The organism is Glycomyces luteolus, assembly GCF_027622875.1.
GTDB classification, from domain to species: domain Bacteria; phylum Actinomycetota; class Actinomycetes; order Mycobacteriales; family Micromonosporaceae; genus Glycomyces; species Glycomyces luteolus.
Map to the genome: position 1 here is coordinate 96,969 of NZ_JAPZVP010000002.1, position 22,107 is coordinate 119,075.

Here is a 22,107-nt window from a genome sequence, read left to right on the forward strand (position 1 = left end):
CCCCGCGGCCCCCCCCCCCCCCCCGCGGGCCCCCCCCCCGCCCCCCCCGGGGGGGGGGGGGGCCCCCCCCCCCCCCGCGGGGCCCCCCGCACCGAACCCGCACCGAACCCGCATCGGCACGCCCGGGCGAACGCTCGATGGGCAAACGCGAAGGCCCGCCTCCTCTTCCGAGGAAACGGGCCCGGGCCTTGCTTGATCGCCTACCAGCTGCTGGGGACCGGGGCGCCTTCCGTGTATCCCGCCGCCGACTGCACGCCGATCGCCGCGCGCTCGTGGAATTCTTCCAGGTTCGTCGCACCGGCATAGGTCGCCGCCGAGCGGACGCCGGCCACGATCGAGTCGAGCAGGTCCTCCACGCCGGGGCGCTTCTGGTCCAGGTACATCCGGCCGGTCGAGATGCCCTCTTCGAACAGGGCCTTGCGCGCCTGGTCGAAGGACGAGTCGCTCGAGCTGCGGGCCTTCACGGCCCGCGCCGAAGCCATGCCGAAGGACTCCTTGAAGGCCCGACCGTCCACGTCGTAGTGCATGTCGCCGGGGGACTCGTGCGTCCCGGCGAACCACGAGCCGATCATGACGTTCGAGGCGCCCGCGGCCAGCGCCAGGGCGACGTCGCGCGGGTGGCGCACACCGCCGTCGGCCCACACGTGCCTGCCGTAGCGGCGCGCGGTGGCGGAGCATTCGAGGACCGCGGAGAACTGGGGGCGTCCGACGCCGGTCATCATCCGCGTGGTGCACATGGCGCCGGGCCCGACGCCGACCTTCACGATGTCGGCGCCCGCGTTGATGAGGTCGGTCGCACCCTCGGCGGTGACGACGTTGCCCGCGGCGATCGGCAGGTGCGGGGCGGCGTCGCGCACGAGCTTGAGCGCGTCGAGCATCTTCTCCTGGTGGCCGTGGGCGGTGTCGACGACGATCACGTCGGCGCCGGCCTCCACGAGCGCCGCGGCTTTGCCGTTGACGTCGCCGTTGATGCCGATGGCGACGGCGATGCGGAGCTTGCCGTTCGCGTCGGTGTTCGGCCGGTAGATGGTGTTGCGCAGGGCTCCGGCGCGGGTGAGCACGCCGTGGAGGCGGCCCTCGGCGTCGAGCACGGGCGCGAGCTTGACGTTGGCGTCCTCGAGGACCTTGAACGCTTCGGCGTTCGAGAGCCCCATGGGCAGGGTGACGAGCCGGTCGGAGGCGACCTGTTCGAGCTGGGTGAAGCGGTCGACGCCGCGGCAGTCGGCTTCGGTGACGACGCCGAGCGGGCGGCGCTCGGAGTCGGTGACGATGACCGCGCCGTGGGCGCGCTTGGGGAACAGGGCGATCGCCTCGGCCACCGTGGCGGTGGGCGGGAGGGTCAGGGCCGCGTCGCAGTCGAGCGGGCGGGACTTGACGCGGGCGATCACGTCGGCAACGACGTCGACGGGGATGTCCTGCGGGATCACCGCGAGGGCGCCGCGGCGGGCGAGGGTCTCGGCCATGCGCCGGCCCGAGACGGCGGTCATGTTGGCCGCGATGATGGGGATGGAGTTCCCGGTGCCGTCGGCGGTGGACAGGTCGACGTCGAGGCGCGAAGCCACGTTCGACCGGTTGGGGATCATGAACACGTCCGAGTAGGTGAGGTCGTGGCCGGGTTGTCCGTCGATGAAGCGCATGGCTGTCCCCCTGTAGGGAGTGGTCGGGTTCCGGACGGAGCGATTTCCGCCGCCGGGAACCCTAACCCGTTTCGGTCGATGAAAGCAGTGCGTGTGGTGCTACGCACAGCACTCACTATTGTCCCTCTGCAAGCGCCCGGTTGTAAGTCTGCGACCTGACAGAAGCGTTCAAGCGGCACGCGCCGGTCACTCGGAGATCTGGCAGATGGGGGCCCCGGCGGCGACGACGTCGCCGATGCCCACTTCGAGCCCCGAGACGGTGCCGGACTTGTGCGCTTCGATGGGCTGCTCCATCTTCATGGCCTCGAGGACCACGATGGTGTCGCCCTTGACGACGGTCTGGCCGTCGGCGACGGCGACCTTGACGATGGTGCCCTGCATCGGGGACGGCAGGCCGTCGCCGCCGATGACCGGGCCGGCGTCGGCCTTCTTCTTGGGGCCGCGCTTCTTCGGCTTGTTCGACGCGACCGGGTTGAGCAGCCCGGCGGGGATCGATACCTCGAGGCGCTTGCCGCCGACCTCGACGACGAGGCTGGTGCGCTCCTCGGCGTCGCCGCCGCCCGCGGCGCCCGCCCCGTACGGTTCGAGCGTGTTGTCCCACTCCGTCTCGATCCACCGGGTGTGGACGGTGAAGTCCTCGGCGAACGCCGGGTCCTCGATGACGGCCCGGTGGAAGGGCAGCACGGTCGCGAGGCCTTCGACCTCCATCTCCGCGAGTGCCCGGCGGGAGCGCCGCAGCGCCTCCTCGCGGGTGGGGGCGGTGACGATGACCTTGGCGAGCAGCGAGTCGAAGTTCCCGTCGATGACGGAGCCCTCTTCGATGCCGGTGTCGACGCGCACGCCCGGCCCGGCCGGAAGCCGCAGCTTGGTGACGGCGCCGGGGGCGGGGAGGAATCCGCGGCCGGGGTCCTCGCCGTTGATGCGGAATTCGATGGAGTGCCCGCGCGGCGCGGGGTCCTCGGTGAGGTCGATGGCTTCGCCGGAGGCGATGCGGAACTGCTCGCGGACGAGGTCGAGGCCGCTGGTCTCCTCGGAGACGGGGTGTTCGACCTGGAGGCGCGTGTTCACCTCGAGGAACGAGATGGTGCCGTCGACGGCGACGAGGAACTCGACGGTGCCGGCGCCGTGGTAGTCGGCTTCCTTGCAGATGGCCTTGGCGGCGTTGTGGATCGTCGCGCGCTGCTCGTCGGTGAGGAACGGGGCGGGGGCCTCTTCGACGAGTTTCTGGTGGCGGCGCTGGAGGGAGCAGTCGCGGGTGCCGACGACGATGACGTTGCCGTGGGTGTCGGCGAGGACCTGGGCTTCGACGTGGCGGGGCCGGTCGAGGTAGCGCTCGACGAAGCATTCGCCGCGTCCGAAGGCGGCTTCGGCTTCGCGCACCGCGGATTCGAACAGGTCGGGGATCTCGTCGCGGTCGCGGGCGACCTTGAGGCCGCGTCCGCCGCCGCCGAAGGCGGCCTTGATGGCGACGGGCAGGCCGTGCTCGTCGGCGAACGCGAGGATCTCGGAGGCGTCGTTCACCGGGTCCTTGGTGCCGGGCACGAGCGGCACGTTCGCCTTCATGGCGAGGTGGCGGGCGGTGACCTTGTCGCCGAGGTCGCGAATGGACTGCGGGGTGGGGCCGATCCAGGTGAGCCCCGCGTCGATCACGGCCTGCGCGAATTCGGCGTTCTCCGAGAGGAACCCGTACCCGGGGTGGACGGCGTCCGCTTCGGAGCGCTCGGCGATCCGCAGCAGCTTGTCGATCCGGAGGTAGGTGTCGGCGGCGGTGAGGCCGTCGAGGGCGAAGGCCTCATCGGCCAAGAGTGTGTGGGGTGCGTCGCGATCGCCGTCGGCGTATACGGCGACGGACTCGTACCCGGCGTCCCGGCAGGCCCGGATGACTCTCACTGCGATCTCGCCGCGGTTGGCGATCAAAACCTTGCGCACGTTCCGCAGTGTAATGGCCGCATATCGGAGACCGTGGGGACGCCGTCATCAGGAGCCCGGACGAACCGATATAAACCGCTCAGAGTTTGGAGGGTCTCCATAAGGAGAGTTGTCGATTTTTTCGCATGATCTCCTAAACGGCCGTTCAGGTCACCCGGTGCGGGATCGAGATCCTCGAGCATGGCCTGGCGGTTCCGGGCGTTGTCGAGGAACCGGTCACTCTTGATCGACTCCCGCCAGTACGCCGCGTTCGCGGCGTCGAGCTCGGGGCCGATCACGAGGTCGCCGGACTCGATCCGGTTCGCGGTCTCCTCGCACCATTCGGCGTCGGTGATCCACAGGTCGATCTGCCGCTTCATCATGGCCCGCGCGTGGGCCGGCACGAACGCGCCTTCGTCGCCGGGGACGAACTCGGGGGTGGTCGACGCCAGCAGCACCGTCACCTGGTCGACGCGGGAGTAGAGCACTTCGGCCCGCTGGCGCAGCATCGCGGTGTTCTCCGCCGGGGTGAGCACCTGCGCGAACGCCCAGGCGGTGCTGAACGGGTCCTCGCCGCCGGAGACGTCCCAGAGCTTCTCGCGCAGGGTCCGCTGGAACTCCGCCTCGCCCGCGGCGGTGATCCGGTACGTGGTCCGCGCGGGCCGCGCGTCGACCGACTCGGTGGCGACGACCTCGATCCGGCCGTCGGCGGTGAGCTTCTTGAGCGCGTGGTAGATCGAGCCCGCGCCGATCTCGGCTTTGCCGGGCATCCGCCAGGTGTCCAGCTCCCTGCGCACCAGGTAGCCGTGGACGGGACCGAGCCACCGGACGAGGCCGAGGACGAGAAGACGCGTGCTCCACATGCCGCAATAGTAACCCTTTGACTAATATCACGGATTCCCCTATACCTGCTTGTGCCCGGGAATACGCCATCGTTATAGTCAAACTTGAACAAGGAAATAGGACTACCGTTCAACCACCCGCGAGGTACCCATGCTCATCGAGACCAAGGGGCTGAAGAAGACCTTCAAGTCCCGCGGCAAGGAGGTCGAGGCCGTCCGCGGCGTCGACCTCGCCGTCAAGGAGGGCGAGGTCTTCGGACTCCTCGGCCCCAACGGCGCCGGCAAGACCACCACGATGCGGATGCTCAGCACCCTCATCGAACCCACCGAGGGCCACGCCGTCGTCTGCGGCCACGACCTCGCCAAAGAGTCCGCGAAGGTCCGCCGCGACATCGGCTACGTCGGCCAGGAGGGCGGCACCTGGGGCGAGGTCACCGCCCGCGAGGAACTCGTCATGCAGGGCCGCCTCTACGGCATGTCCAAAAAGCGCACCCAGCAGCGCGCCCTCGAGGTCCTCGCCGCATTCCAGCTCGAGGACTACGCCGACCGCACCGTCAAGACCTACTCCGGCGGACAGAAGCGCCGCCTCGACATCGCACTCGGCGTCATGCACGAGCCGAAGCTCCTCTTCCTGGACGAACCCACCACCGGCCTCGACCCCCAGTCGCGCGCCCACATGTGGGACGAGGTGCGCGCCCTGCGCGAACGCGGCACCGCCATCTTCCTCACCACCCACTACCTCGACGAGGCCGACGCCCTCTGCGACCGGCTCGCCATCATCGACCACGGCGAGATCGTCGCCGAAGGCACGCCGCTCGACCTGAAGAAAGCGGTCGCGGGAGACGTCGTCGCCATCGGCGTCGCGGCGCAGAGCGCCGAAGCCGTCGCACTCCTGGGCGCCAAGGACTTCGTCCGCGAGATCGAATCCGGCGAACCCGACCCCGCCACCGGCATCGCCCTCCTGCGCATGTACGTCGACGACGGCGCCGCCGCGCTCCCCGAGCTCCTGCGCGCCCTCGACGCCGAGGACATCTCGCCCGCGTCCATCGAGCTGCACCGGCCCAGCCTCGACGACGTGTTCCTGAAGCAGACCGGCCGCTCGCTGCGAGAGGAGAACTGACATGAAGGCGCTCCGCGACACCTGGCTCGTCTACTCCCGGGCCATGAAGCTCAACATCAAGCAGCCGGTGTGGCTGATCGTCATGATCATCCAGCCGCTGTACTTCCTGATCTTCTTCGCGCCCCTGCTGAACTCGTTCGACGACGTGCCCGGCGGCATGCCGGGCTTCCAGAACGGCGCCATGGAGACCTTCGTACCGGGCCTGATCATCATGATGGCCCTGTTCGGCTCCACCTTCGTCGGCTTCGGACTCATCGCCGAACTGCGCGCTGGCGTCATCGAACGCATGCGCGTCACCCCGGTCGGCCGCGCCGCGCTCCTCATCGGACGCACCCTCGCCACGGTCACCACCACGCTCGTCCAGGCGCTCATCCTGGTCGTGCTGGCGGCGCCGATCGGCGGCCTGGCCATCTACTGGCCGGGGGTGTTCCTCATGTTCGGGATCATCATCCTGACCTCGTTCATGCTCGGGGCGCTCTCCTACGGCGTGGCGATCGTCCTCAAGAGCGAGGACACCCTCGCTCCGGTCCTCAACACGTTCGTGCAGCCGATCATGCTGCTCTCGGGCATCATGCTGCCGATGGCGCTGGCGCCGCAGTGGCTGCAGAACGTGGCCGACTTCAATCCGTTCTACTACGCGGTCGAGGCCGCCCGCTCGCTCTTCAGCGGCGAGATGGGCGCGGACGCGATCTGGCAGGCCGCCGCTTACATCGGCGCGCTCGCGATCGTGCTCGTGTGGTGGGCGACGAGGAAGTTCGCCCGGGCCGTCGCATAGGCCCGAGGGAAGCCGGGAACGGCAGCACCGCCGCGAGCCGTGAGGCTCGCGGCGGTGATTTCACTCGTTCGAGTGACGTTTTTCCTTACGACGGTAAGAAGGACGGTTTTCTGTCGGACCCGCGCGTCAGGATTGGCCTGGGGACGCCCCCCTGGGAGGGCGGGGGCTGCCTACAGGGCCTCGACGCCTTCGGCGCCCCGCAGCGCACCCCGAGTGTCCAGCACGGGCACCCCCGCCGGCAGGGCCTCCGCCCGGTATTCGGCGTGGTTCGTGAGCAGCACCACCAGATCCGCCTTCGCGGTCGCCAGATCCGTGACCCGCTCGAACCGGTCGGCCCCCACACTCCACACCGGCACATGCGGATCGTGGTACGCCACCTCCGCGCCCGCCGCGATGAGCTTGCGCGCCACCGGCGTCGACGGCGACTCCCGCTGATCGGCGATGTCCGGCTTGTACGTCACCCCCAGCAGCAGCACCCGCGCCCGCGACAGCGCGATCCCCGAACCGTTCAGCAGCGCCATCGCCCGCGAGACCACATACTCCGGCATCCGGTTGTTGATCTCCTGCGCTAGTTCCACGAACCGGAACGGATAGCCGAGCGTGCGGACCTTGTACGACAAGTAATTCGGATCGATCGGAATGCAGTGCCCGCCCACACCCGGCCCCGGATAGAACGCCTGGTACCCGAACGGCTTCGTCTTCGCGAGACCGATCGCGTCCCACAAGTCCACGCCCAGCTCCCGGCAGAACACCGCCATCTCGTTCACCAGAGCGATGTTCACATGCCGGTACGTGTTCTCCAGCAGCTTCGCCATCTCCGCCTCGCGAGTGCCCTTCGCCTCCACGATCGTATCGATGAACTGCCCGTACAAGTCCTTCGCGGCCGCGGTGCACGCCGGAGTGAGACCCCCGACCACCTTGGGGGTGTTCACGATCCCGTAGACCGGGTTCCCCGGGTCGACACGCTCGGGAGAGAACGCCAGATGGAAGTCGACACCCGGCTCCAGCCCCGACTCCCCCCGGAGGATCGGCGCGACGACCTCCTCAGTGGTGCCCGGGTACGTGGTCGATTCCAGGACCACCAGCGTCCCGCGCCGCAGATGCTTCCCGGCGGCATGCGACGCGCCGATGACCGCGGCCAGGTCCGGCCCGCCCGCCTCGCCCAGCGGCGTCGGCACGCAGATGACGATGGCCTTGGCCCGCGCCTGCACCGAGGCGTCCGTCGAAGCGGTGTACCCGCCGCGGAGCATCACATCGAGATCGGCGTCCGCGACATCGTCGATATGGCTCGACCCGGCGTTGAGCGCGTCGACCACCGACTGGGAGCGGTCGAGGCCGACGACGTGGAGGCCCTTGGCGATCGCCGCCTGCGCCAGCGGCAGACCGACGTAACCCTGGCCGACCACGACCAGGTCGATCGGGCGCGCTGCTTCGTCAACAGTTGCCACAGTGGAGTCCTTTGCGATTGGAAGGCGTCTCGGGGGTGCCGGGATCAACATTAGCAATAGCGAACTTCGCAAGCCTGACCAGGGAAGATGTAAATCCTTGTAGGTCACTTGTTCATTTGTGCGACACGTAGAGTCAAACCATTCGTCGCCTAATCGGATTGTTTACCTGGTGCTCGGAAAGAGTTCACTATTCGTGAAACAGTCTCCGATAATCCCGAGTACTTATGCGGCGCGGCGGAAATCCGCCGTTTACATGCGGCGATGCCCAATCTGCGGCGTGACACGCGCCCTATTCGTAGCCCAATGTGGGTGTCATCTTGGGGCTACTATCGACCCATGCCCGCTCTGAGCATTGTCATCCCCGTCTACGAGGCCGAGGAATACCTCCCCGGATGCCTCGACACCGTCCTCGACGGCGGCGGGGACGAACTCGAAGTCGTCATCGTCGACGACTGCTCACCCGACGGCTCCCGCGCCGTCGCCGAGCGGTACGCCGCTCGCGACTCCCGCATCAGGGTCATCGGCACGCCCGTGAACGCCGGCTCCGGCCCGGCCCGCAACGTCGGTCTGGCCCAGGCGAAGGGCGACTACGTCTGGTTCGTCGACGCCGACGACGAGCTCAAGCCCGGCGCCGTCGAGCGGGTCCTCGCGGCGGTCGCCGGACCCCGCCCGCCGGACGTCGTGCTCGTGCAGCACGAGAAGCGCCGCGACACCGGCGTGATCGAGACCGGCGAACTCCCCGAGCTCGCCGCGCACTGCCCGGCCGACCCGAGCGGCTTCACGCTCGCCGAATGGCCACGCATCGTCGACTACACCCACACCCCGTGGACGAAGGTCTCGCGCCGGGACTTCCTGGGCGGCATCGACCTCGGCTTCCCCACCGGCTGGTACACCGACATCCCGTGGACGTACGCGCTGCTGCGCCGCGCCGAGCGGATCGCGGTCGTCGTCGAATGCTGCTACCAGTGGCGGCAGCGGGCCGGGTCCTCGATCACCCGCACCCGCGACGACCGCCATTTCGACGTGTTCACCCAGTGGCAGCGCACCTGGGACGACTTCGAGGGCGTCGACGACCCCGGCATCCGCGTCGCCCTGTTCAACCACATGGTGTGGCACCTGCTCCTCGTCATCGGCAACACCGAGCGGGTCGAGCCGAAGAAGCGCCGCGAGTTCTTCCGCCGCACCTCCGAGCTGTACCGCCGCTACCACCCGGGCCCCGACGCCTGGCAGCCCGCCGAGGGCGTGACCGGTCTGAAGCAGCGGCTCCTCGCCGCCCGCGCCTACGTCGGCTACGAGGCGTTCCGGCAGGTGTACCGGATCGCCAAGCGCGTCAACCGGACCGGGCCGAAGAGCGGACCGGTGCCCGCGCCGGAGCCGACGGCCTCCGAAGTGGAGGCCTCGTCGGCGAACAGCTCGCTCGGCGCCTCAGCGGTCCAGCACGCGGCGGAGGAGGCCCAGGGCCTTCCCGCGCAGCCCGCGATGCCCGCCCCGCGGGTCTCCGGCTCCTGACCCGGAGGCGCCGAACGCCTCGACGTGCCGGCCCGCGACCCTCGCGCTGCCCCAGACCGCGTCGATGCCGACGCCCAGGTGCGCGGCCCGCGCCGCCGCGGCGGCGCGCTCCAAGCGCACCGCGCCCTCGGCGGCGGCCACCTCGAGCAGGCCGAGCCGGTGCCCGTTCGCATACGCCACCAGGGAGGCCACGGTCACCGTTCCCGGCCGAGCCCCCGCGGGGAAGCGGATCACATACGGCACCTTCGGGTCGGGCGCGAAGTCGGCGGCGAACCGCACGCGCGGCTCGCCGCGGAACGACTCGAGGAGCAGCCGCGCCTCCAGCCGCGGGTCGTCGAGCATCCCGTGGCGCCCCTCGTGCGGCTCGGGCCAGTCGCCGAGGAGCGTCACGCGCACATCGGGGACCGCGCCCGCGAGGATCTCGTCCACACAGGATTCGAGGTCGGAGTCCGCGCGGCGGGCGTCGATGACGACGTCGGCCAGGGGCGTCTCCCAGCACCGGGCCGCCCGCGGGCGCTTCGGGTCCAGTTCGGGCACGCGGTTGGCGATCCGCGGCCGCCGGTAGGCCTTCGCGAGCTCGCCGCGCTCGGCGATCTGGCGCGGCCCCAGATGCCACGCGGAGGACCGGTCGTCCGGAACGAACACCGCCCCGGCCTGGTGCAGCCGGTACCCGAAGACCGTGTCCGATCCGAGCAGCACGTCCGCGTCCATGCCGCCCGAGGCCTCGAACAGGCTGCGGTGCACCGAGAACGACGCGCCTACGAGCACCCGGAACGCCCGGTGGTCGGCTTGGCGCAGCCCGCCGGTGGCGTCGATGATCTTCTCGATCCACTGCGGCTCCGAGCGTTCGAAGTCGAACAGCTCCGCGGCCTTCCCGGCCAGCACCGCCTCGTGCGCCGCGGCCGGGTCGAGGTCGCCCGCCCGGTAGTCCACGAACCGCTTGTGGCCGAGCACCGCGAGGTAGTCGGCGGTGTGGTGCCAGCGCAGCTGCGAGGCGACGTGGTCGTCGAAGACGAGCATGTCCGCGTCGAGGCGCAGGACCACGTCGCCGTCGCTCTGGGCGGCACCGGAGTTGGTGGCGTGCGCCGAGGCCCATCCGCCGGGCAGCGGCCGGACGATCCGGGTCGACTCGGGGCGGATCTCGGGCAGGCGCAGCGGCGGTGCGGAGCCGTCGTCGACGACGACCGCTTCGAGGAGCCCGGCCGGGTAGGTCTGGGCGGCGAGGGAGGCGAGGGTGAGGTCCAGTTTGTCCTGCTGGCCGTGCGCGGGGATGACGACGCTGACGCTCAGGTCCGGTTCCCAGTCGTCGCCGGGCCGCTGCAGCGGCCCGTAGTCGTTGCCGCGCAGTGCGGGCGCGTCCATGGTCACCGCCGCAGGAGGGCGCGCAGGCGCGCGCGTTGGCGGGCGTCGAAGAACCGGCGGAGGAGGCGCCGCGCGGCGCCCGGGGGGCCGGGTTCGTAGACGGTGGGGCCCGCCTCGGCGGCGGCGAGCCCGGTGAAGCGGGCGGCGCCCCAGATCCCGGCGACGACCTGGTCGAGTCCGCCGCCGTCGGTGATGTGGCGGGCGCGGGCGAAGGCCGCGGTGCGCTCGAGGCGCGCGGGCGGCGCGCCGGGCAGTTCGGCGAGGACGAGTCCGGCGTCGGCGCGTTCGATGCTCGCGATGAGCCTGCCGATGCTGCCGGGCCGCAGCGGGACGGGTCTGGGGAGGAGGAGCCGGTAGGGGACGGCGGGGTCGGGGGCGGGTGCTTCGGCGGTGATGCGGACGCGCGCTTCGGCGCCGTAGGCCTCTTCGACGAGCCGCAGCTGCGCGCCGTTGCCGGCGAGGATCGACGCGCGGTCCTGCGGGGCGGGGCCCTGCCCGGTGACGAGGGTGATGCGGGCGTCGCCGTCGGGTCCGGCGAGGACCGGGGCGACGCACGCGTCCACGTCGGCGGCGGCGGCGTCCTTGATGTCGATGGCGATGTCCACCAGCGGGACCCGCCACGCGCGCGGCGGGGCGGTCCGGCGCATCCCGTGCAGCGGGACGCGCTGCGCGATGTAGGGGACGCGCTGGTGGCGGCCCTCGTCCCATTTCTGGACCATCTGGGGCATGCCGAGGTGCCAGGCGGAGGAGGTGGTCTCGGGGACGAACACGGCGCCGGCCTGGGCGAGCCGGTAGGCGAACTCGGTGTCGGAGCCGAGCCGCAGGTCGGTGTCGAGTCCGCCGACGGTCTTGAAGAAGTCGCGGTGGACGGAGTTGGTGGCGCCCACGAAGACCCGGAAGATCCCGGGGTGGTGCTGGACGAGGCCGCCGGTGTCGGCGATGACGTTCTCGATCCAGTGCGGCCGGGAGTCCTCGACGGCGAACAGGGCCTGGGCCTCGCCGGCGAGGACCTTCTCGTGCACCTGCTCGGGGGTGAAGCGGCCGGCCTCCCACTCGACGAACCGCTTGTGCCCCAGGACGGCCAGGTAGTCGGCGGTGTGGTGCCAGCGCAGTTGGGCTTCGACGTGGTCGCGGTAGGGGACCATGTCGGCGTCGAGGCGGAGGATGACCTGGCCGTCGGCGTGGCCGGCGCCGGTGTTGACGGCGTGGGCGGAGCCCCAGGACTCGTCGGTGGTGGCGACGAGGCGGGTGTGCTCGGGGCGCAGTTCGGGGAGGCGGAGGGGCGGGGCCGAGTTATCGTCGACGACGATCACCTCGAGCAGAGCGGGGGGATAGGTCTGGGCCGCGAGTGCGGCCAGCGTCAGGTCCAGCTTCTCCTGGCCGCCGTAGGCGGGGATGACGACGCTCACCGCGAGGCTCGGTCGCCAGTCGACGGAGGCGGGCGGACGCAGGGCCATATAGTCGTTGCGGACGATGCGCGGGCGTTTCGGGGAGTCGTTCATTTCGTCGCCAGAATAGCCCGCTCACCTTTGTAAGCACCGGCCGGAGTCCAAGTTCAACGGTTGTTTACGATGAGGACGGCAATTGTTTGAATGTTATTCGGAATAGCGGATCGGGACGCCGGAGTAATCGGCCGGAAAGCGGACTGGAGATACGGAAGCGAAGTGATGAACGCTGAGCTCGGGACCGGACGCGTGCCCGTTCGGCTCCTCGACGACAATGTGGCGCGTTCCAGGGCCCGCCGGGCCGGGACGCTGTACGCCACGGCGCTGCGGACGCGGTCCGCGGCTGGTCGGCACCTGCTCGCGCACGCGGCGTGCCCTTCGCTCAGCCTGCCGGAGCTCCTCGACGCGGCCCGCGCGGGGAGCGTGCGGGGCGCGAAGGTGGACGCGTCGGCGCTCAGCGAGCTCGCGGGGGTCGTCGGGCTCCAGTTCGGCACGGTCGAGGACCGGCGGGACGCGGTGGCGCTCTTCGATCTCGCGCTCGACCTGGGCGGTCCGCGCCGGGTCGGGGCGCGGCTCGGCGCGGTCCACGCGCAGCTCGCGTACGCCCTGGGGGACCTGGAGAAGACGCGGGCGCTGCTGCGCCGGTACGGGCGGCGGATGGCGCGGCTCGAGCGGGACGCGCTGCTCGCGGACCTCGCGCACCCGTCCGCGGGCGGTAGCGCGGGGGAGCGGGCGTGGCTGCGGCGGCTCGGGGCGCTGTGCGGGCAGCCGGGGCTGCGGCTGGAGGACGGCGATGCGGAGCTGCCGTGGTTCGACCGGTTGCGCGCTCCGGCGGGCCCGGTGGTGGAGGGTCCGAAGATCTCGGTGGTGATGACGGCGTACCGGCCGGATCGGGCGCTGCTGACGGCGGTCCGCTCGCTGCTGGAGGGCACGTGGGCGAATCTGGAGGTCCTGGTCGTCGATGACGCGTCGGGGCCGGAGTTCGACGGGGTGCTCGATGCGGCGGCGGCCCTCGACGACCGCGTCCGGGTCCTGCGGCAGGACGTCAACGGCGGGACGTTCGCGGCGCGCAACGCCGCGTTCGAGCGCATCGCGGGGGACGGCGCTTCGGGGGATTTCGTGACCGGTCTGGACTCGGACGACTGGGCCGCTCCCGACCGGCTCGCGCGGTCGGTCGCGCCGCTGCTGGCGGATCCGTCGCTGCAGTTGACGTACGGGGAGGCGTTCCTGTTCAACGAGGACCTCACCGTGACCCGGCCGGGCCGGGTCCTGGCGACGGTCTCGACCGCTTCGATGATGTTCCGCCGCGGGGTGCTCGACCGGATCGGCTTCTACGACGAGGTCCGCAAGGGCGCCGACACCGAGTTCCTGCAGCGGGTCTCGGCCGCTTACGGGCCCGAGGCGGTGCGGCATCTCCCCGGTACGCGGGACACGCTCATGCGGCAGGCGCCCGGGTCGCTGTCGCGGGAGGAGTTCGGGCCCGGCTGGAAGCACCCGTCGCGGCGCGCCTACCAGTCCTCGTACCCGCTCTGGCACAAGGAGATCCGCGAGGAGGGCGCCGATCCGCGGCTGGAGCGGGGGGAGCGGCGCTTCTGGGCGCCCCGCCATGCCGCGGCCGCCCGCGCCGATCAGGGGCAGCGGCGTTTCGACGTCGTGTACTGCCTCGACTGGCGGCCTTTCGGCGGACCGCAGAAGTCCACGATGGAGGAGATCAAGGCGCTGCGGGCCGAGGGCCTCTCGGTCGCGGTCATGCATCTGGAGTCGTGGCGGCACATGACCACCGAGGACCGGCCCATGTGCCGGCCGGTGCAGCGGATGATCAACGACGGCCTGGTCGACCAGGTGCTCGTCACCGACGATGTCGTGTGCGACCTGCTCGTGCTCCGCTATCCGCCGATCCTGCAGTACCGGTTCGGCGAGCGTTCGGGCGTGCGCCCGAAGCGGATGGTCGTCCTCGCCAACCAGGCCCCGGCCGAACGGGACGGCTCCGACATCCGGTACGTGCCCGAGGCCTGCCACGCCAATGCGGCCGACATGTTCGGCGTCGCGCCCCTCTGGGTCCCGCAGGGCCCGCAGGTGCGCGAGGCGCTCGGCGACTTCGCCCCGGTCGCGGACTTCGACATGCCCGGGATCCTCGACGAGGGCGCGCTCGCGCCGGCCCGCACCGGGTTCCGGTCGGTCCTGCCGGTGGTCGGGCGCCACTCCCGCGACGACGAGACGAAGTGGCCCGCCGCCGCCGACCTGCCGCTCATCTACCCCGGGGACGGCCGCTGGGACGTGCGGATCATGGGCGGCACCAAGAGCGTCGCGGCGATCACCGGCGCCCCCGCCCCGGCGTCCTGGACCTGCTACGGCTTCAACGAGACCGATGTGGAGTCGTTCCTGTTCCAGCTCGACTTCTGGATCTACTTCCCCCACCCGAACCAGTACGAGGCGTTCGGGCGGGCGGTCCTGGAGGCCCTCGCGGCGGGGTGCGTGACGATCCTGCCGCCGCGGTTCGAGCCGACGTTCGGCGACGCCGCCCTCTACTGCGAACCGTCCGAAGTGGCCGATCTGGTGGAGGCGCACTACGCCGAGCCCGACCGGTTCCTCGCCCGCAGCGCCCTCGCACAGCAGCGGGTGCGCGAGCGGTACAGCCACGACTCCTACCGCAAACTCGTGTCGGACCTCCTGGCCGACCCCGTCGCCTGAAAGCGCCCCTCATGAAATCGAAGCTCAAAGCCGTCTACGTCCGGCTCGGCAGGCCCTCCCCGCTGCGCCTGGCGATCGCCGCCTGGCTCGGGTCCGCGGTGCTGCTGCTCGCCGTCGGCCTCTTCGGCGAGGCCCGCCTGGTGTGGGCCGTCTCATCGTTGATGAGCCTGGTCACGCTGGGGGCGCTGGGGCTGGTGTGGAACGAGGCCCGGCAGACCCGCCTCGAGGCGCGCGCCTCGGCCGAGCGCGCGGAGGTCACGCTGCGCCGGATCCTGGCCGCGTTCGAGGTCGAGCGCCTGGCAGCGGAGCGGCGGCACGCCGCCGGGGGCGACCGCGCGGCCTGACGGCGGCGACATGAGGAAGCTCTCGGATCTGCCGCGAGCTGCCGAAAACCACCGGGCGGTACTATTGGCGCGCCATCGTCCAGCTGCACAGCTACCACCTGTCCGGGAGGGCCGCCCCCATGGAAGAGCCGATCATTCAGGCTCGCGACCTCGGGATCTGCTTCGCGAAAGGCAAGCAGAAGAAAGGTCGGGTCAAAGACCTGTTCGTGAGGCGCGCCGCCAACCAGAAGGGCGTCGCGGCGCAGGACTTCTGGCCGCTGCGCCACGTCAACTTCGACATCTTCCCCGGTGACGCGGTCGGCATCATCGGCCGCAACGGCACCGGCAAGTCCACGCTGCTGCGCCTGATCACCGGCGTCCTCATCCCCGACGAGGGGTACGTGCGCCGCGAGGGCCGCGTGGCCCCGCTCATCGCGCTCTCCGCGGGCTTCTCGGGCGACCTCACCGGCCGCGAGAACGTCAACCTCGTCGGCGCGCTCCACGGGATGACGAACAAGGAGATCAAGGCGAAGTACGACGAGATCGTCGAGTTCTCCGAGCTCGAGGACTTCATGGACACGCCGCTCAAGCACTACTCGTCGGGCATGAAGGTGCGCCTCGGCTTCGGCGTCATCACCCAGCTGCCCCACCCGATCCTGCTGGTCGACGAGGCGCTCGCCGTCGGCGACGCCGCGTTCAAGCGCAAATGCCAGGCCGTCATCGCCGGGCTCCTCAAAGAGGGCCGGACCCTCGTGTTCGTCTCCCACTCCGAAGGCGACCTGAAGAAGTACTGCAAGCGCGGGATCTTCCTCGACGCGGGCACGCTCGTCACCGACGGCACCGTCGAGGAGGCCCTCGACTCGTACAAGACGGCCGAGAAGCGCGACGCCGACGCCCGCGCCGAGCGCAAGCAGCGCGAAGCGGCCGCGAAAGCCGCCGCGGAGCAGGCCGCCGCTCCGGCCCTCGTCCCGGGAGCGGTCGAGGCGGCCACGTGAGCCGAGCCGTCATCCTGCCGGCTCCGGGCGGCCACGCCGAGATAACCGAAGACGCCACGGTCCTCGACCGGCTCATCGCGCAGATCCGCGAAGCCGGATGCGACGACATCACCGTGCTCACCCGGCCCGGGGCGGACCGGCCCGTCAAGGCCGCCCAGATCGAATCGGCCGACGCGAACGCGGACCTGCGCCACCTCGCCGAGCTCGCGTACTCCGGCGCGGGCGCGCTCTTCGTCGCCTGCGCCGACCTCGTCGCCTCCCAGACGACCGTGGCCGCCGTCCTCTCCGACTCCTCGCGGCGCTCCGGCGTCCTCGTCGGCGCCGACGACCCCGCCGCCGCGCCCGTCCAGGTCGAACGCGGCCTCGTCACCGGCCCCGGACCCGGCCCCACCCGCCTCGGCGGCCTCCTGAAGGTCTCCGCCGCGCACCTCGCCCGGCTCAGGCGGCACTGGCCGCGCCGCGCCGAAGGCGACGCGTTCGCGTCCCTCCTCGCCGCCCTCCACGCCCGCGCGATCCCCGTCAACGCCTACCGCACCGTCGGCCTCGAGCACCGCCAGGTCGCCGGCGGCGACGAGGCCCGCGAGGTCATCGCCGCGACCGAGACCGTCGACATGGACGCGTGGCGGCTGAAGCACGCGATCAAGCACGACGACGACTTCTTCGCCACCTACGCCGTCTCCACCTGGACCCCGCACCTCGTCAAGCTCGCCGCCCGCCTCGGCTGGACCCCCACCCCCATCACCTGGGTCTCCATCACCCTTGCCGTCGGCGCCGCCGCCGTCTTCGCCACCGGCTGGTCCTGGCTCTACCTCGCCGCGGCCGCCCTCATGTACGCCAGCTTCGTCTTCGACTGCGTCGACGGCCAGCTCGCCCGATACACCCAGAACTTCTCCGCCTTCGGCGGCTGGCTCGACATGATGGCCGACCGCTCCAAGGAGTTCCTCATCTACGCCGGCCTCGCCGCCGGCGCCACCATGGACGGCGCCGCGACCCCCGCCGCGTGGGGCCTCGCGATCGCCGCCATGGCCACCCAGACCATCCGGCACACCGCCGACACCTGGTACGCCGTCCTCCTCGACACCGCCGTCGTCCGCCAGGCCCGCATGCGCGAATCCGCGCCGCCCGTCGGCCGCGCCGCCCACCTCGGCCAGCGCCTCGGCTCCGCGTCCGAGCAGGTCATGGGCGCCCACCGCACCCCCCTGTACTGGATCAAGCGCACCATCGTCGCCCCCGTCGGCGAACGCTGGCTCCTCCTCGCCGTCGCCGCCGTCGCGTTCGGGCCCCAGGCCGCGCTCACCGCGCTCCTCGCCTGGCAGCTCCTCGCCCTCGGATACACGACCGCGGGCCGCACCCTCCGCTCCCTCGCCGCCCGCACCGCCGCCCTGCGCCGGCCCGACCGGTCCGCGCACCGCGACGACGGGCCGCTGGGACGGCTCGTGCCCCGCAGCCCAGTCGGCGGCGACATGACGCCGTTCGCGGCGACCGCCGCCGCCGTCCTCGCCGCCGGAGGAGCCGTCCTCGCAGCCGCGATGGGCTCGCCGCCGTGGGCGCCGTTCGGGCTCGCCGCGCTCGCGCTGGTCCTGGCCGCGTCCGTGGCCCGCACCGACCACGAAGGCCTGCTCGACTGGTTCATCCCCGCCGGGCTGCGCGCCGTCGAACTCGGCGCGATCAGCGCGGCCGGGATCGCCGCCGACGTCTCCTGGCCGGTCCTGTACACGCTGCTCACCGTCATCGCCCTGTACTTCTACGACCTCGCCGCGGGACTCGACAAGGCCGCCTCCCCGGTGGCCCGCCGCGACCTCGGCCTCGGCTGGCCCGCCCGCAGCCTCATCGCGCTCGCCGCCGCCGCCGTCGCCGTCGCCACAGTTCCAGCAGTGGCCACTGTGGTCTACGGGGCGCTCGCGGTGTACGTCGCCGCGGTCTTCGTCGGCGCCGTCGTCGCCGGCACCGTCCGCGCCTCCCGCGCGGCCGCCGCCTGACCCCGCCCCCGGGCCCCCGCAGCGCCGCCGGAACCCCGCCGCCGCACCGCGATCGGGCCCGGGCCGACCGTCATGCTTGACCGCCAAGCGAACTCGTTCGGGTTACATGCCCCGACAGGCGAGCATCGCTGGTGCCCCACGACTAAGGTGTACCTGTGCGCAAGTTCCGGCTCTCGCGTCTGGTGCTCGCCGCGACCGTGATCGGGGTGGTGGGCCTCTTCTCGCTGCCCGCGATCCTCGGCGGCGCGGCCGCAAGCGACCGCGCCGCCGAAAGCCGATCCGCCATTTCCCATGTGGACTGGACCAACGCCGACGAGACCTACCCGGTCCCGCCCGGCTCACCCACCCCCAGCCCCAGCTACGACGGCGACGGCACCTCCGACACCGACGGGGGCGACACCGACGGCGACGGCAGCCCCGACCCGACCGACGGCGGCGCCTCGCCCGAATCCGGACCGAAGGACAGCGGCTCGGGCCGCGGCGGCGACGGCGGCCTCCTCGGCCTCGCCTTCCCCCTCCAGGCGGGCCTGAGCGTCGGCCTCCTCGCCCTCGCCTTCCTCGCGCTCCTGCCCGGCCGCAGGATGCCCGCCAACCTCCGCTGACCGCAGCAAAAAAGCGGCGCCGGCAGACCCGGCGCGCCGCTGCCGCGTCGCTACAGCGCCGAGTACACGTACCCGCGCCGCGTGAACTCCGCGAGCACCGACGCCAGCGCCCCGCACATGTCCTCCTGGTTCGAAGCCCCGTCATGCAGCAGCACGATCGCACCCGGAGCGCTCCGGTCCAGCACGTGATCCCGGATCTGCGCCGCCGTCTTCCTGGTGTCCCAGTCGGACGGATCCACCGTCCAATGCAGCGACTCCATGCCCAGGTCCGCCGCCACCGCGATCGCCCGGTCCGTCCACTGCCCGCCCGGATGCCGGAAGTACCCGACCTCCGCGCCCGGCGCCGCCTTCACGATCGCATCGTTCGTCCGCTGCAGGTTCGCCCGCACCTGCTCCTCGCTCCACCTCCCCAGGTCGAACTCGTGGAACCACGAGTGGTTGCACAGCGTGTGCCCCTCCCGCGCGATATCCGCCACCAGCTCCGGATACGCCTCCGCGTACGCCCCGATCAAGCAGAACGTCGCCTTGACCCCCTGCTCCCGCAGCATGTCCAGCACCCTCGGCGTCCACTCCGGCGACGGCCCGTCGTCGAACGTCAGCGCCACCCGTTCGTCCCCCGTGTGATTGCGCGTCCCCAGCGGCCCGTCGTACATGTTCGCCGCCGGCGCCGCCACCGGCGGCGAGGGCGACGCAGGAGCCGAAGGCGACGCCGAATCCGGATCGGACCGCGGCGCCGGATCCCCCGGCGCCTCAGACGCACCCGTGTCCCCGGCCTCCCCCTCGCCCGCGCTCGCAGGCGCGGGCGACCCCGACGCAGTAGGCTCGACCGCGGCCGTCGCACCCGCCGGAGGCTCGGCCCCCTCGGGCCACACCCAGGCGAGCACGAGCAGCGCGGCGGCGGCGGCCGCTATGCACAGTTGGTGACGAACCATGACGTGATTGTAAGTGCGCTGGGCCACAATATGAGGAAACCTGGAGGGGACATGCGACTCGTCGTCGGCATCACCGGAGCGACCGGAGCGATCTTCGGCGTCCGGATCCTCGAAGCCCTCCGCGAACACCACGGCGTCGAGACCCACCTCGTCATGAGCCGCTGGGCCCGCACCACCCTCCGCCTCGAAACCCCTTACACGCCTGCAGAGGTCACCGCGCTGGCCGACCACGCCTGGGGGCCGGGGGAGCAGGCCGCGCCGATCTCCTCGGGATCGTTCCGCACCGACGGGATGATCATCGCGCCGTGCTCGATGAAGACCGTCGCGGCGGTGCGCACCGGCTACACCGAGGGCCTCATCGGGCGGGCCGCCGACGTGACGCTCAAGGAGCGGCGGCGGCTGGTGCTGCTGGCCCGCGAGAGCCCGCTCTCGGAGATCCACCTGGAGAACCTGCTGGCGCTCTCGCGCATGGGCGCGGTCGTGCTGCCGCCGGTGCCCGCCTTCTACAACCGGCCTGAGACGATCGACGACATCGTGGACCACGTGGTGGCGCGCACGCTCGACCAGTTCGGACTCGAGCACGCGAAGGCCCGGCGCTGGGACGGCTTGCAAGGCACTGACGTAGAAGGCACCGGCGCGGAACAGGAGTAGCGGTGGACACGCTGATGTGGGAGGCCAAGGCCGCCGAAGGGCGCGGGGCCGCACTGCTCCGCTGGGTGCTCGACGAGGGCGTGCACGCCGTCGCCGACCCCGGGGTCCGCACCGAGGTGTTCGTCGCCGGGGAGCGGGTCGTCGTCATCGCCGTCGGCCCCAACCCGCCGCGCCGCCTCCCCGACCCTCCGGAGGAGCTGCTCGAACGCCCCCCGCACGCCTGGCCGTTCACGCGGGTGAACCCCGCGCCGTGAACGGCGAACCGCCCGGCGCGTCGTGCGCGCCGGGCGGTTCGGGGAATTCGCGTCTTCGAGTCTAGCGGCCGATGCCCTGGTAGGACCAGCCGTGCTTGCGCCACTGCTCCGGGTCGAACGCGTTCATGCCGTCGAGGATCCGCCGCTCGGCCACCTGCTGGCCCAGCGCCTCCGGGTCGAGGGTCCGGAACTCCTCCCAGGGCACCATCGCGCACACCACGTCCGCGCCCGCGACCGCCTCGGCGAGGGTCTTCACGAAGCTCAGTTCGGGCGCGAACGCCTTCGCGTTCTCCAGCCCCTCCGGGTCGTAGACGACGACGTCGGCGCGCGCCGAGCGCAGCCGCCGCGCGATGTCGAGCGCGGGCGAGTCGCGGATGTCGTCCGTGTCGGGCTTGAACGTCGCGCCCAGGTAGGCGATGCGCACGCCCGACAGGTCCGGACCGTTCGGGCCCGAGGTCCGCCCGGCCAGGTTCGCGACCGACCGCACGGTGTGGGAGCGGCGGCGGGTGTTCACGGAGTCGACCTCGTCGAGGAACCGGAACGACTCGCCCACGCCGAGCTCCCCGGCGCGCGCCGACAGCGCCCGGATGTCCTTGGGCAGGCAGCCGCCGCCGAAGCCGATCCCGGCGCGCAGGAACTTGTTGCCGATGCGCTGGTCGTAGCCGATGGCGCGGGCCAGGTCGACGACGTCGGCCCCGGCGGCCTCGCTCAGGTCGGCCATGGCGTTGATGAAGGAGATCTTGGTGGCCAGGAACGCGTTCGCGGCGACTTTCACCAGCTCGGCGGTCGCCAGGTCGGTCTCGACGACGGGTACTTCGCGGTCTTCGACGGCGGCGAGTTCGAGGATGCCGCGGTGCACGTCCTTGAGCAGCTGCGAGGCCCACTCGGACTGGGAGGCGTAGACGATCCGGTTGGGGCGCAGGACGTCGTGCATCGCGTTCGACTCCTGGAGGAACTCCGGGCTCCAGCCGACCTCGACGCCGAGGCCCTCGGGGGCGTGGCGGTCGACGAGCTCCTGGACCCAGGTGGCGGTCCCGACGGGCACGGTGGACTTGCCGACGATGAGGACCTTGCGGCTCAGGTGCCGGGAGAGGTCGACGACGGCGGTCTCGATGTAGGAGAGGTCCGCGCGGTGCTCGCCCTTGCGCTGGGGGGTGCCGACGCAGATGAAGTGGACGTCGGCGAAGTCGGCGACGGCCTGGACGTCGGTGGTGAACCGCAGGCGCCCGGACTCGAGGTTCTTCTTGAGCAGCTCGGGCAGGCCCGGTTCGTGGATGGGGAGGACCCCGGTGTTGAAGGACTCGATCTTGGCGGCGTCGACGTCGTATCCGATCACCTCGTAGCCGAGCTCCGCGAAGCAGATCGCGTAGGTCGCGCCGAGATAGCCGCACCCGAGGAAGGAGATGCGGGGCCGGGTGGTGGTGTTCGGCGAGGGGGATTGGATCGCGTTGACCATCTGGTGCGTGCCCTGTCTGTTCGTTCGGCAGGCGCGCCCGGTGGGGGCGGCGCCCGTGCGTTGGATCCGTGCGCGGCGACCTCGAATTGTACGTGAATGCGACTATGGCCTGCGCAGTCGTATATTCAGCTTCACGCATGAACTTCGTCCTAAGTTGCGGCGAAGCAGTAGGTAATTC

19 protein-coding genes are annotated in these 22,107 nt (G+C 71.3%); 11 read left to right on the plus strand and 8 right to left on the minus strand.

The window, feature by feature from the left end:
* Positions 1–200: 200 nt before the first annotated feature.
* The 3 genes from O1R50_RS02455 to O1R50_RS02465 all read right to left on the minus strand — a co-directional run bounded on the left by O1R50_RS02455 (position 201) and on the right by O1R50_RS02465 (position 4,408).
* Positions 201–1,637: a GuaB1 family IMP dehydrogenase-related protein gene (locus tag O1R50_RS02455; RefSeq protein ID WP_270108266.1), complete on the minus strand. Its 1,437-nt coding sequence runs from the start codon at positions 1,635–1,637 to the stop codon at positions 201–203.
* Between the two features lie 186 nt (positions 1,638–1,823).
* Complete coding sequence (locus O1R50_RS02460; protein ID WP_270108267.1) at positions 1,824–3,566, minus strand: acetyl/propionyl/methylcrotonyl-CoA carboxylase subunit alpha; 1,743 nt, start codon at positions 3,564–3,566, stop codon at positions 1,824–1,826.
* A complete protein-coding gene (locus tag O1R50_RS02465; RefSeq protein ID WP_270108268.1) occupies positions 3,551–4,408 on the minus strand; it encodes a PadR family transcriptional regulator in 858 nt (285 codons plus the stop codon). Before O1R50_RS02465 ends, O1R50_RS02460 begins: the two co-directional genes overlap by 16 nt.
* A 130-nt stretch (positions 4,409–4,538) precedes the next feature.
* On the opposite strand from O1R50_RS02465, the gene O1R50_RS02470 reads away from it, so the two are divergent.
* Both O1R50_RS02470 and O1R50_RS02475 read left to right on the plus strand, forming a co-directional pair.
* On the plus strand, positions 4,539–5,507 hold the full coding sequence (locus O1R50_RS02470; protein WP_270108269.1) for an ATP-binding cassette domain-containing protein: 969 nt from the start codon (positions 4,539–4,541) through the stop codon (positions 5,505–5,507).
* A 1-nt stretch (position 5,508) separates the two neighbouring features.
* Positions 5,509–6,282: an ABC transporter permease gene (locus O1R50_RS02475; protein ID WP_270108270.1), complete on the plus strand. Its 774-nt coding sequence runs from the start codon at positions 5,509–5,511 to the stop codon at positions 6,280–6,282.
* A 170-nt stretch (positions 6,283–6,452) separates the two neighbouring features.
* Here O1R50_RS02475 and O1R50_RS02480 read toward each other — a convergent pair whose 3' ends face one another.
* Positions 6,453–7,781, minus strand: coding sequence for a nucleotide sugar dehydrogenase (locus O1R50_RS02480; protein ID WP_408612587.1), 1,329 nt, complete (start codon positions 7,779–7,781; stop codon positions 6,453–6,455).
* A 285-nt stretch (positions 7,782–8,066) separates the two neighbouring features.
* On the opposite strand from O1R50_RS02480, the gene O1R50_RS02485 reads away from it, so the two are divergent.
* The gene (locus O1R50_RS02485; RefSeq protein WP_270108272.1) at positions 8,067–9,239 is read left to right on the plus strand and encodes a glycosyltransferase family 2 protein; all 1,173 of its coding nucleotides are present in this window, start codon (positions 8,067–8,069) and stop codon (positions 9,237–9,239) included.
* Here the strand turns inward: O1R50_RS02485 and O1R50_RS02490 are convergent.
* Positions 9,156–10,601 carry a glycosyltransferase gene (locus tag O1R50_RS02490; protein WP_270108273.1) on the minus strand — a complete coding sequence of 482 codons (1,446 nt, stop codon included), beginning with the start codon at positions 10,599–10,601 and terminating at the stop codon, positions 9,156–9,158. The two genes, O1R50_RS02485 and O1R50_RS02490, sit on opposite strands and share 84 nt — an antisense overlap.
* A 2-nt stretch (positions 10,602–10,603) precedes the next feature.
* The gene (locus O1R50_RS02495) at positions 10,604–12,103 is read right to left on the minus strand and encodes a glycosyltransferase family 2 protein (RefSeq protein ID WP_270108274.1); all 1,500 of its coding nucleotides are present in this window, start codon (positions 12,101–12,103) and stop codon (positions 10,604–10,606) included.
* A 165-nt stretch (positions 12,104–12,268) separates the two neighbouring features.
* Here O1R50_RS02495 and O1R50_RS02500 point away from each other — a divergent pair, with 165 nt between their 5' ends.
* From O1R50_RS02500 to O1R50_RS02520, 5 genes are all read left to right on the plus strand, one after another.
* Positions 12,269–14,737: a glycosyltransferase gene (locus tag O1R50_RS02500; protein ID WP_270108275.1), complete on the plus strand. Its 2,469-nt coding sequence runs from the start codon at positions 12,269–12,271 to the stop codon at positions 14,735–14,737.
* 11 nt (positions 14,738–14,748) lie between these two features.
* Positions 14,749–15,081 carry a hypothetical protein gene (locus O1R50_RS02505; RefSeq protein WP_270108276.1) on the plus strand — a complete coding sequence of 111 codons (333 nt, stop codon included), beginning with the start codon at positions 14,749–14,751 and terminating at the stop codon, positions 15,079–15,081.
* 119 nt (positions 15,082–15,200) lie between these two features.
* Positions 15,201–16,055 (plus strand): ABC transporter ATP-binding protein, encoded by an 855-nt coding sequence (locus O1R50_RS02510; protein WP_270108277.1) that lies wholly within the window; start codon positions 15,201–15,203, stop codon positions 16,053–16,055.
* Positions 16,052–18,034: a CDP-alcohol phosphatidyltransferase family protein gene (locus tag O1R50_RS02515; RefSeq protein ID WP_270108278.1), complete on the plus strand. Its 1,983-nt coding sequence runs from the start codon at positions 16,052–16,054 to the stop codon at positions 18,032–18,034. Before O1R50_RS02510 ends, O1R50_RS02515 begins: the two co-directional genes overlap by 4 nt.
* Positions 18,035–18,189: 155 nt before the next feature.
* The gene (locus O1R50_RS02520; RefSeq protein WP_270108279.1) at positions 18,190–18,636 is read left to right on the plus strand and encodes a hypothetical protein; all 447 of its coding nucleotides are present in this window, start codon (positions 18,190–18,192) and stop codon (positions 18,634–18,636) included.
* A gap of 50 nt (positions 18,637–18,686) precedes the next feature.
* Here O1R50_RS02520 and O1R50_RS02525 read toward each other — a convergent pair whose 3' ends face one another.
* Entirely contained in the window at positions 18,687–19,289 is a 603-nt protein-coding gene (locus O1R50_RS02525) for a polysaccharide deacetylase family protein (RefSeq protein WP_333490250.1), read from the minus strand.
* Here O1R50_RS02525 and O1R50_RS02530 point away from each other — a divergent pair.
* The 3 genes from O1R50_RS02530 to O1R50_RS02540 are packed head-to-tail and all read left to right on the plus strand — an operon-like array spanning position 19,261 to position 20,473.
* Positions 19,261–19,560 carry a hypothetical protein gene (locus O1R50_RS02530; RefSeq protein WP_270108281.1) on the plus strand — a complete coding sequence of 100 codons (300 nt, stop codon included), beginning with the start codon at positions 19,261–19,263 and terminating at the stop codon, positions 19,558–19,560. The genes O1R50_RS02525 and O1R50_RS02530 overlap by 29 nt on opposite strands.
* A 59-nt stretch (positions 19,561–19,619) precedes the next feature.
* On the plus strand, positions 19,620–20,219 hold the full coding sequence (locus tag O1R50_RS02535; protein ID WP_270108283.1) for a non-oxidative hydroxyarylic acid decarboxylases subunit B: 600 nt from the start codon (positions 19,620–19,622) through the stop codon (positions 20,217–20,219).
* 2 nt (positions 20,220–20,221) lie between these two features.
* Positions 20,222–20,473 carry a hypothetical protein gene (locus O1R50_RS02540; RefSeq protein ID WP_270108284.1) on the plus strand — a complete coding sequence of 84 codons (252 nt, stop codon included), beginning with the start codon at positions 20,222–20,224 and terminating at the stop codon, positions 20,471–20,473.
* A gap of 61 nt (positions 20,474–20,534) precedes the next feature.
* Here O1R50_RS02540 and O1R50_RS02545 read toward each other — a convergent pair whose 3' ends face one another.
* Entirely contained in the window at positions 20,535–21,929 is a 1,395-nt protein-coding gene (locus O1R50_RS02545; RefSeq protein WP_270108285.1) for a UDP-glucose dehydrogenase family protein, read from the minus strand.
* Positions 21,930–22,107: the final 178 nt, after the last annotated feature.

Bases quoted from the DNA above. Each gene is read 5' to 3' on its own strand.
- O1R50_RS02455 (WP_270108266.1), bottom strand. From the start codon at position 1,637: ATGCGCTTCATCGACGGACAACCCGGCCACGACCTCACCTACTCGGAC.
- O1R50_RS02465 (WP_270108268.1), bottom strand. From the start codon at position 4,408: ATGTGGAGCACGCGTCTTCTCGTCCTCGGCCTCGTCCGGTGGCTCGGT.
- O1R50_RS02470 (WP_270108269.1), top strand. From the start codon at position 4,539: ATGCTCATCGAGACCAAGGGGCTGAAGAAGACCTTCAAGTCCCGCGGC.
- O1R50_RS02475 (WP_270108270.1), top strand. From the start codon at position 5,509: ATGAAGGCGCTCCGCGACACCTGGCTCGTCTACTCCCGGGCCATGAAG.
- O1R50_RS02480 (WP_408612587.1), bottom strand. From the start codon at position 7,781: ATGTTGATCCCGGCACCCCCGAGACGCCTTCCAATCGCAAAGGACTCC.
- O1R50_RS02485 (WP_270108272.1), top strand. From the start codon at position 8,067: ATGCCCGCTCTGAGCATTGTCATCCCCGTCTACGAGGCCGAGGAATAC.
- O1R50_RS02490 (WP_270108273.1), bottom strand. From the start codon at position 10,601: ATGGACGCGCCCGCACTGCGCGGCAACGACTACGGGCCGCTGCAGCGG.
- O1R50_RS02495 (WP_270108274.1), bottom strand. From the start codon at position 12,103: ATGAACGACTCCCCGAAACGCCCGCGCATCGTCCGCAACGACTATATG.
- O1R50_RS02500 (WP_270108275.1), top strand. From the start codon at position 12,269: ATGAACGCTGAGCTCGGGACCGGACGCGTGCCCGTTCGGCTCCTCGAC.
- O1R50_RS02505 (WP_270108276.1), top strand. From the start codon at position 14,749: ATGAAATCGAAGCTCAAAGCCGTCTACGTCCGGCTCGGCAGGCCCTCC.
- O1R50_RS02510 (WP_270108277.1), top strand. From the start codon at position 15,201: ATGGAAGAGCCGATCATTCAGGCTCGCGACCTCGGGATCTGCTTCGCG.
- O1R50_RS02525 (WP_333490250.1), bottom strand. From the start codon at position 19,289: ATGTACGACGGGCCGCTGGGGACGCGCAATCACACGGGGGACGAACGG.
- O1R50_RS02535 (WP_270108283.1), top strand. From the start codon at position 19,620: ATGCGACTCGTCGTCGGCATCACCGGAGCGACCGGAGCGATCTTCGGC.
- O1R50_RS02545 (WP_270108285.1), bottom strand. From the start codon at position 21,929: ATGGTCAACGCGATCCAATCCCCCTCGCCGAACACCACCACCCGGCCC.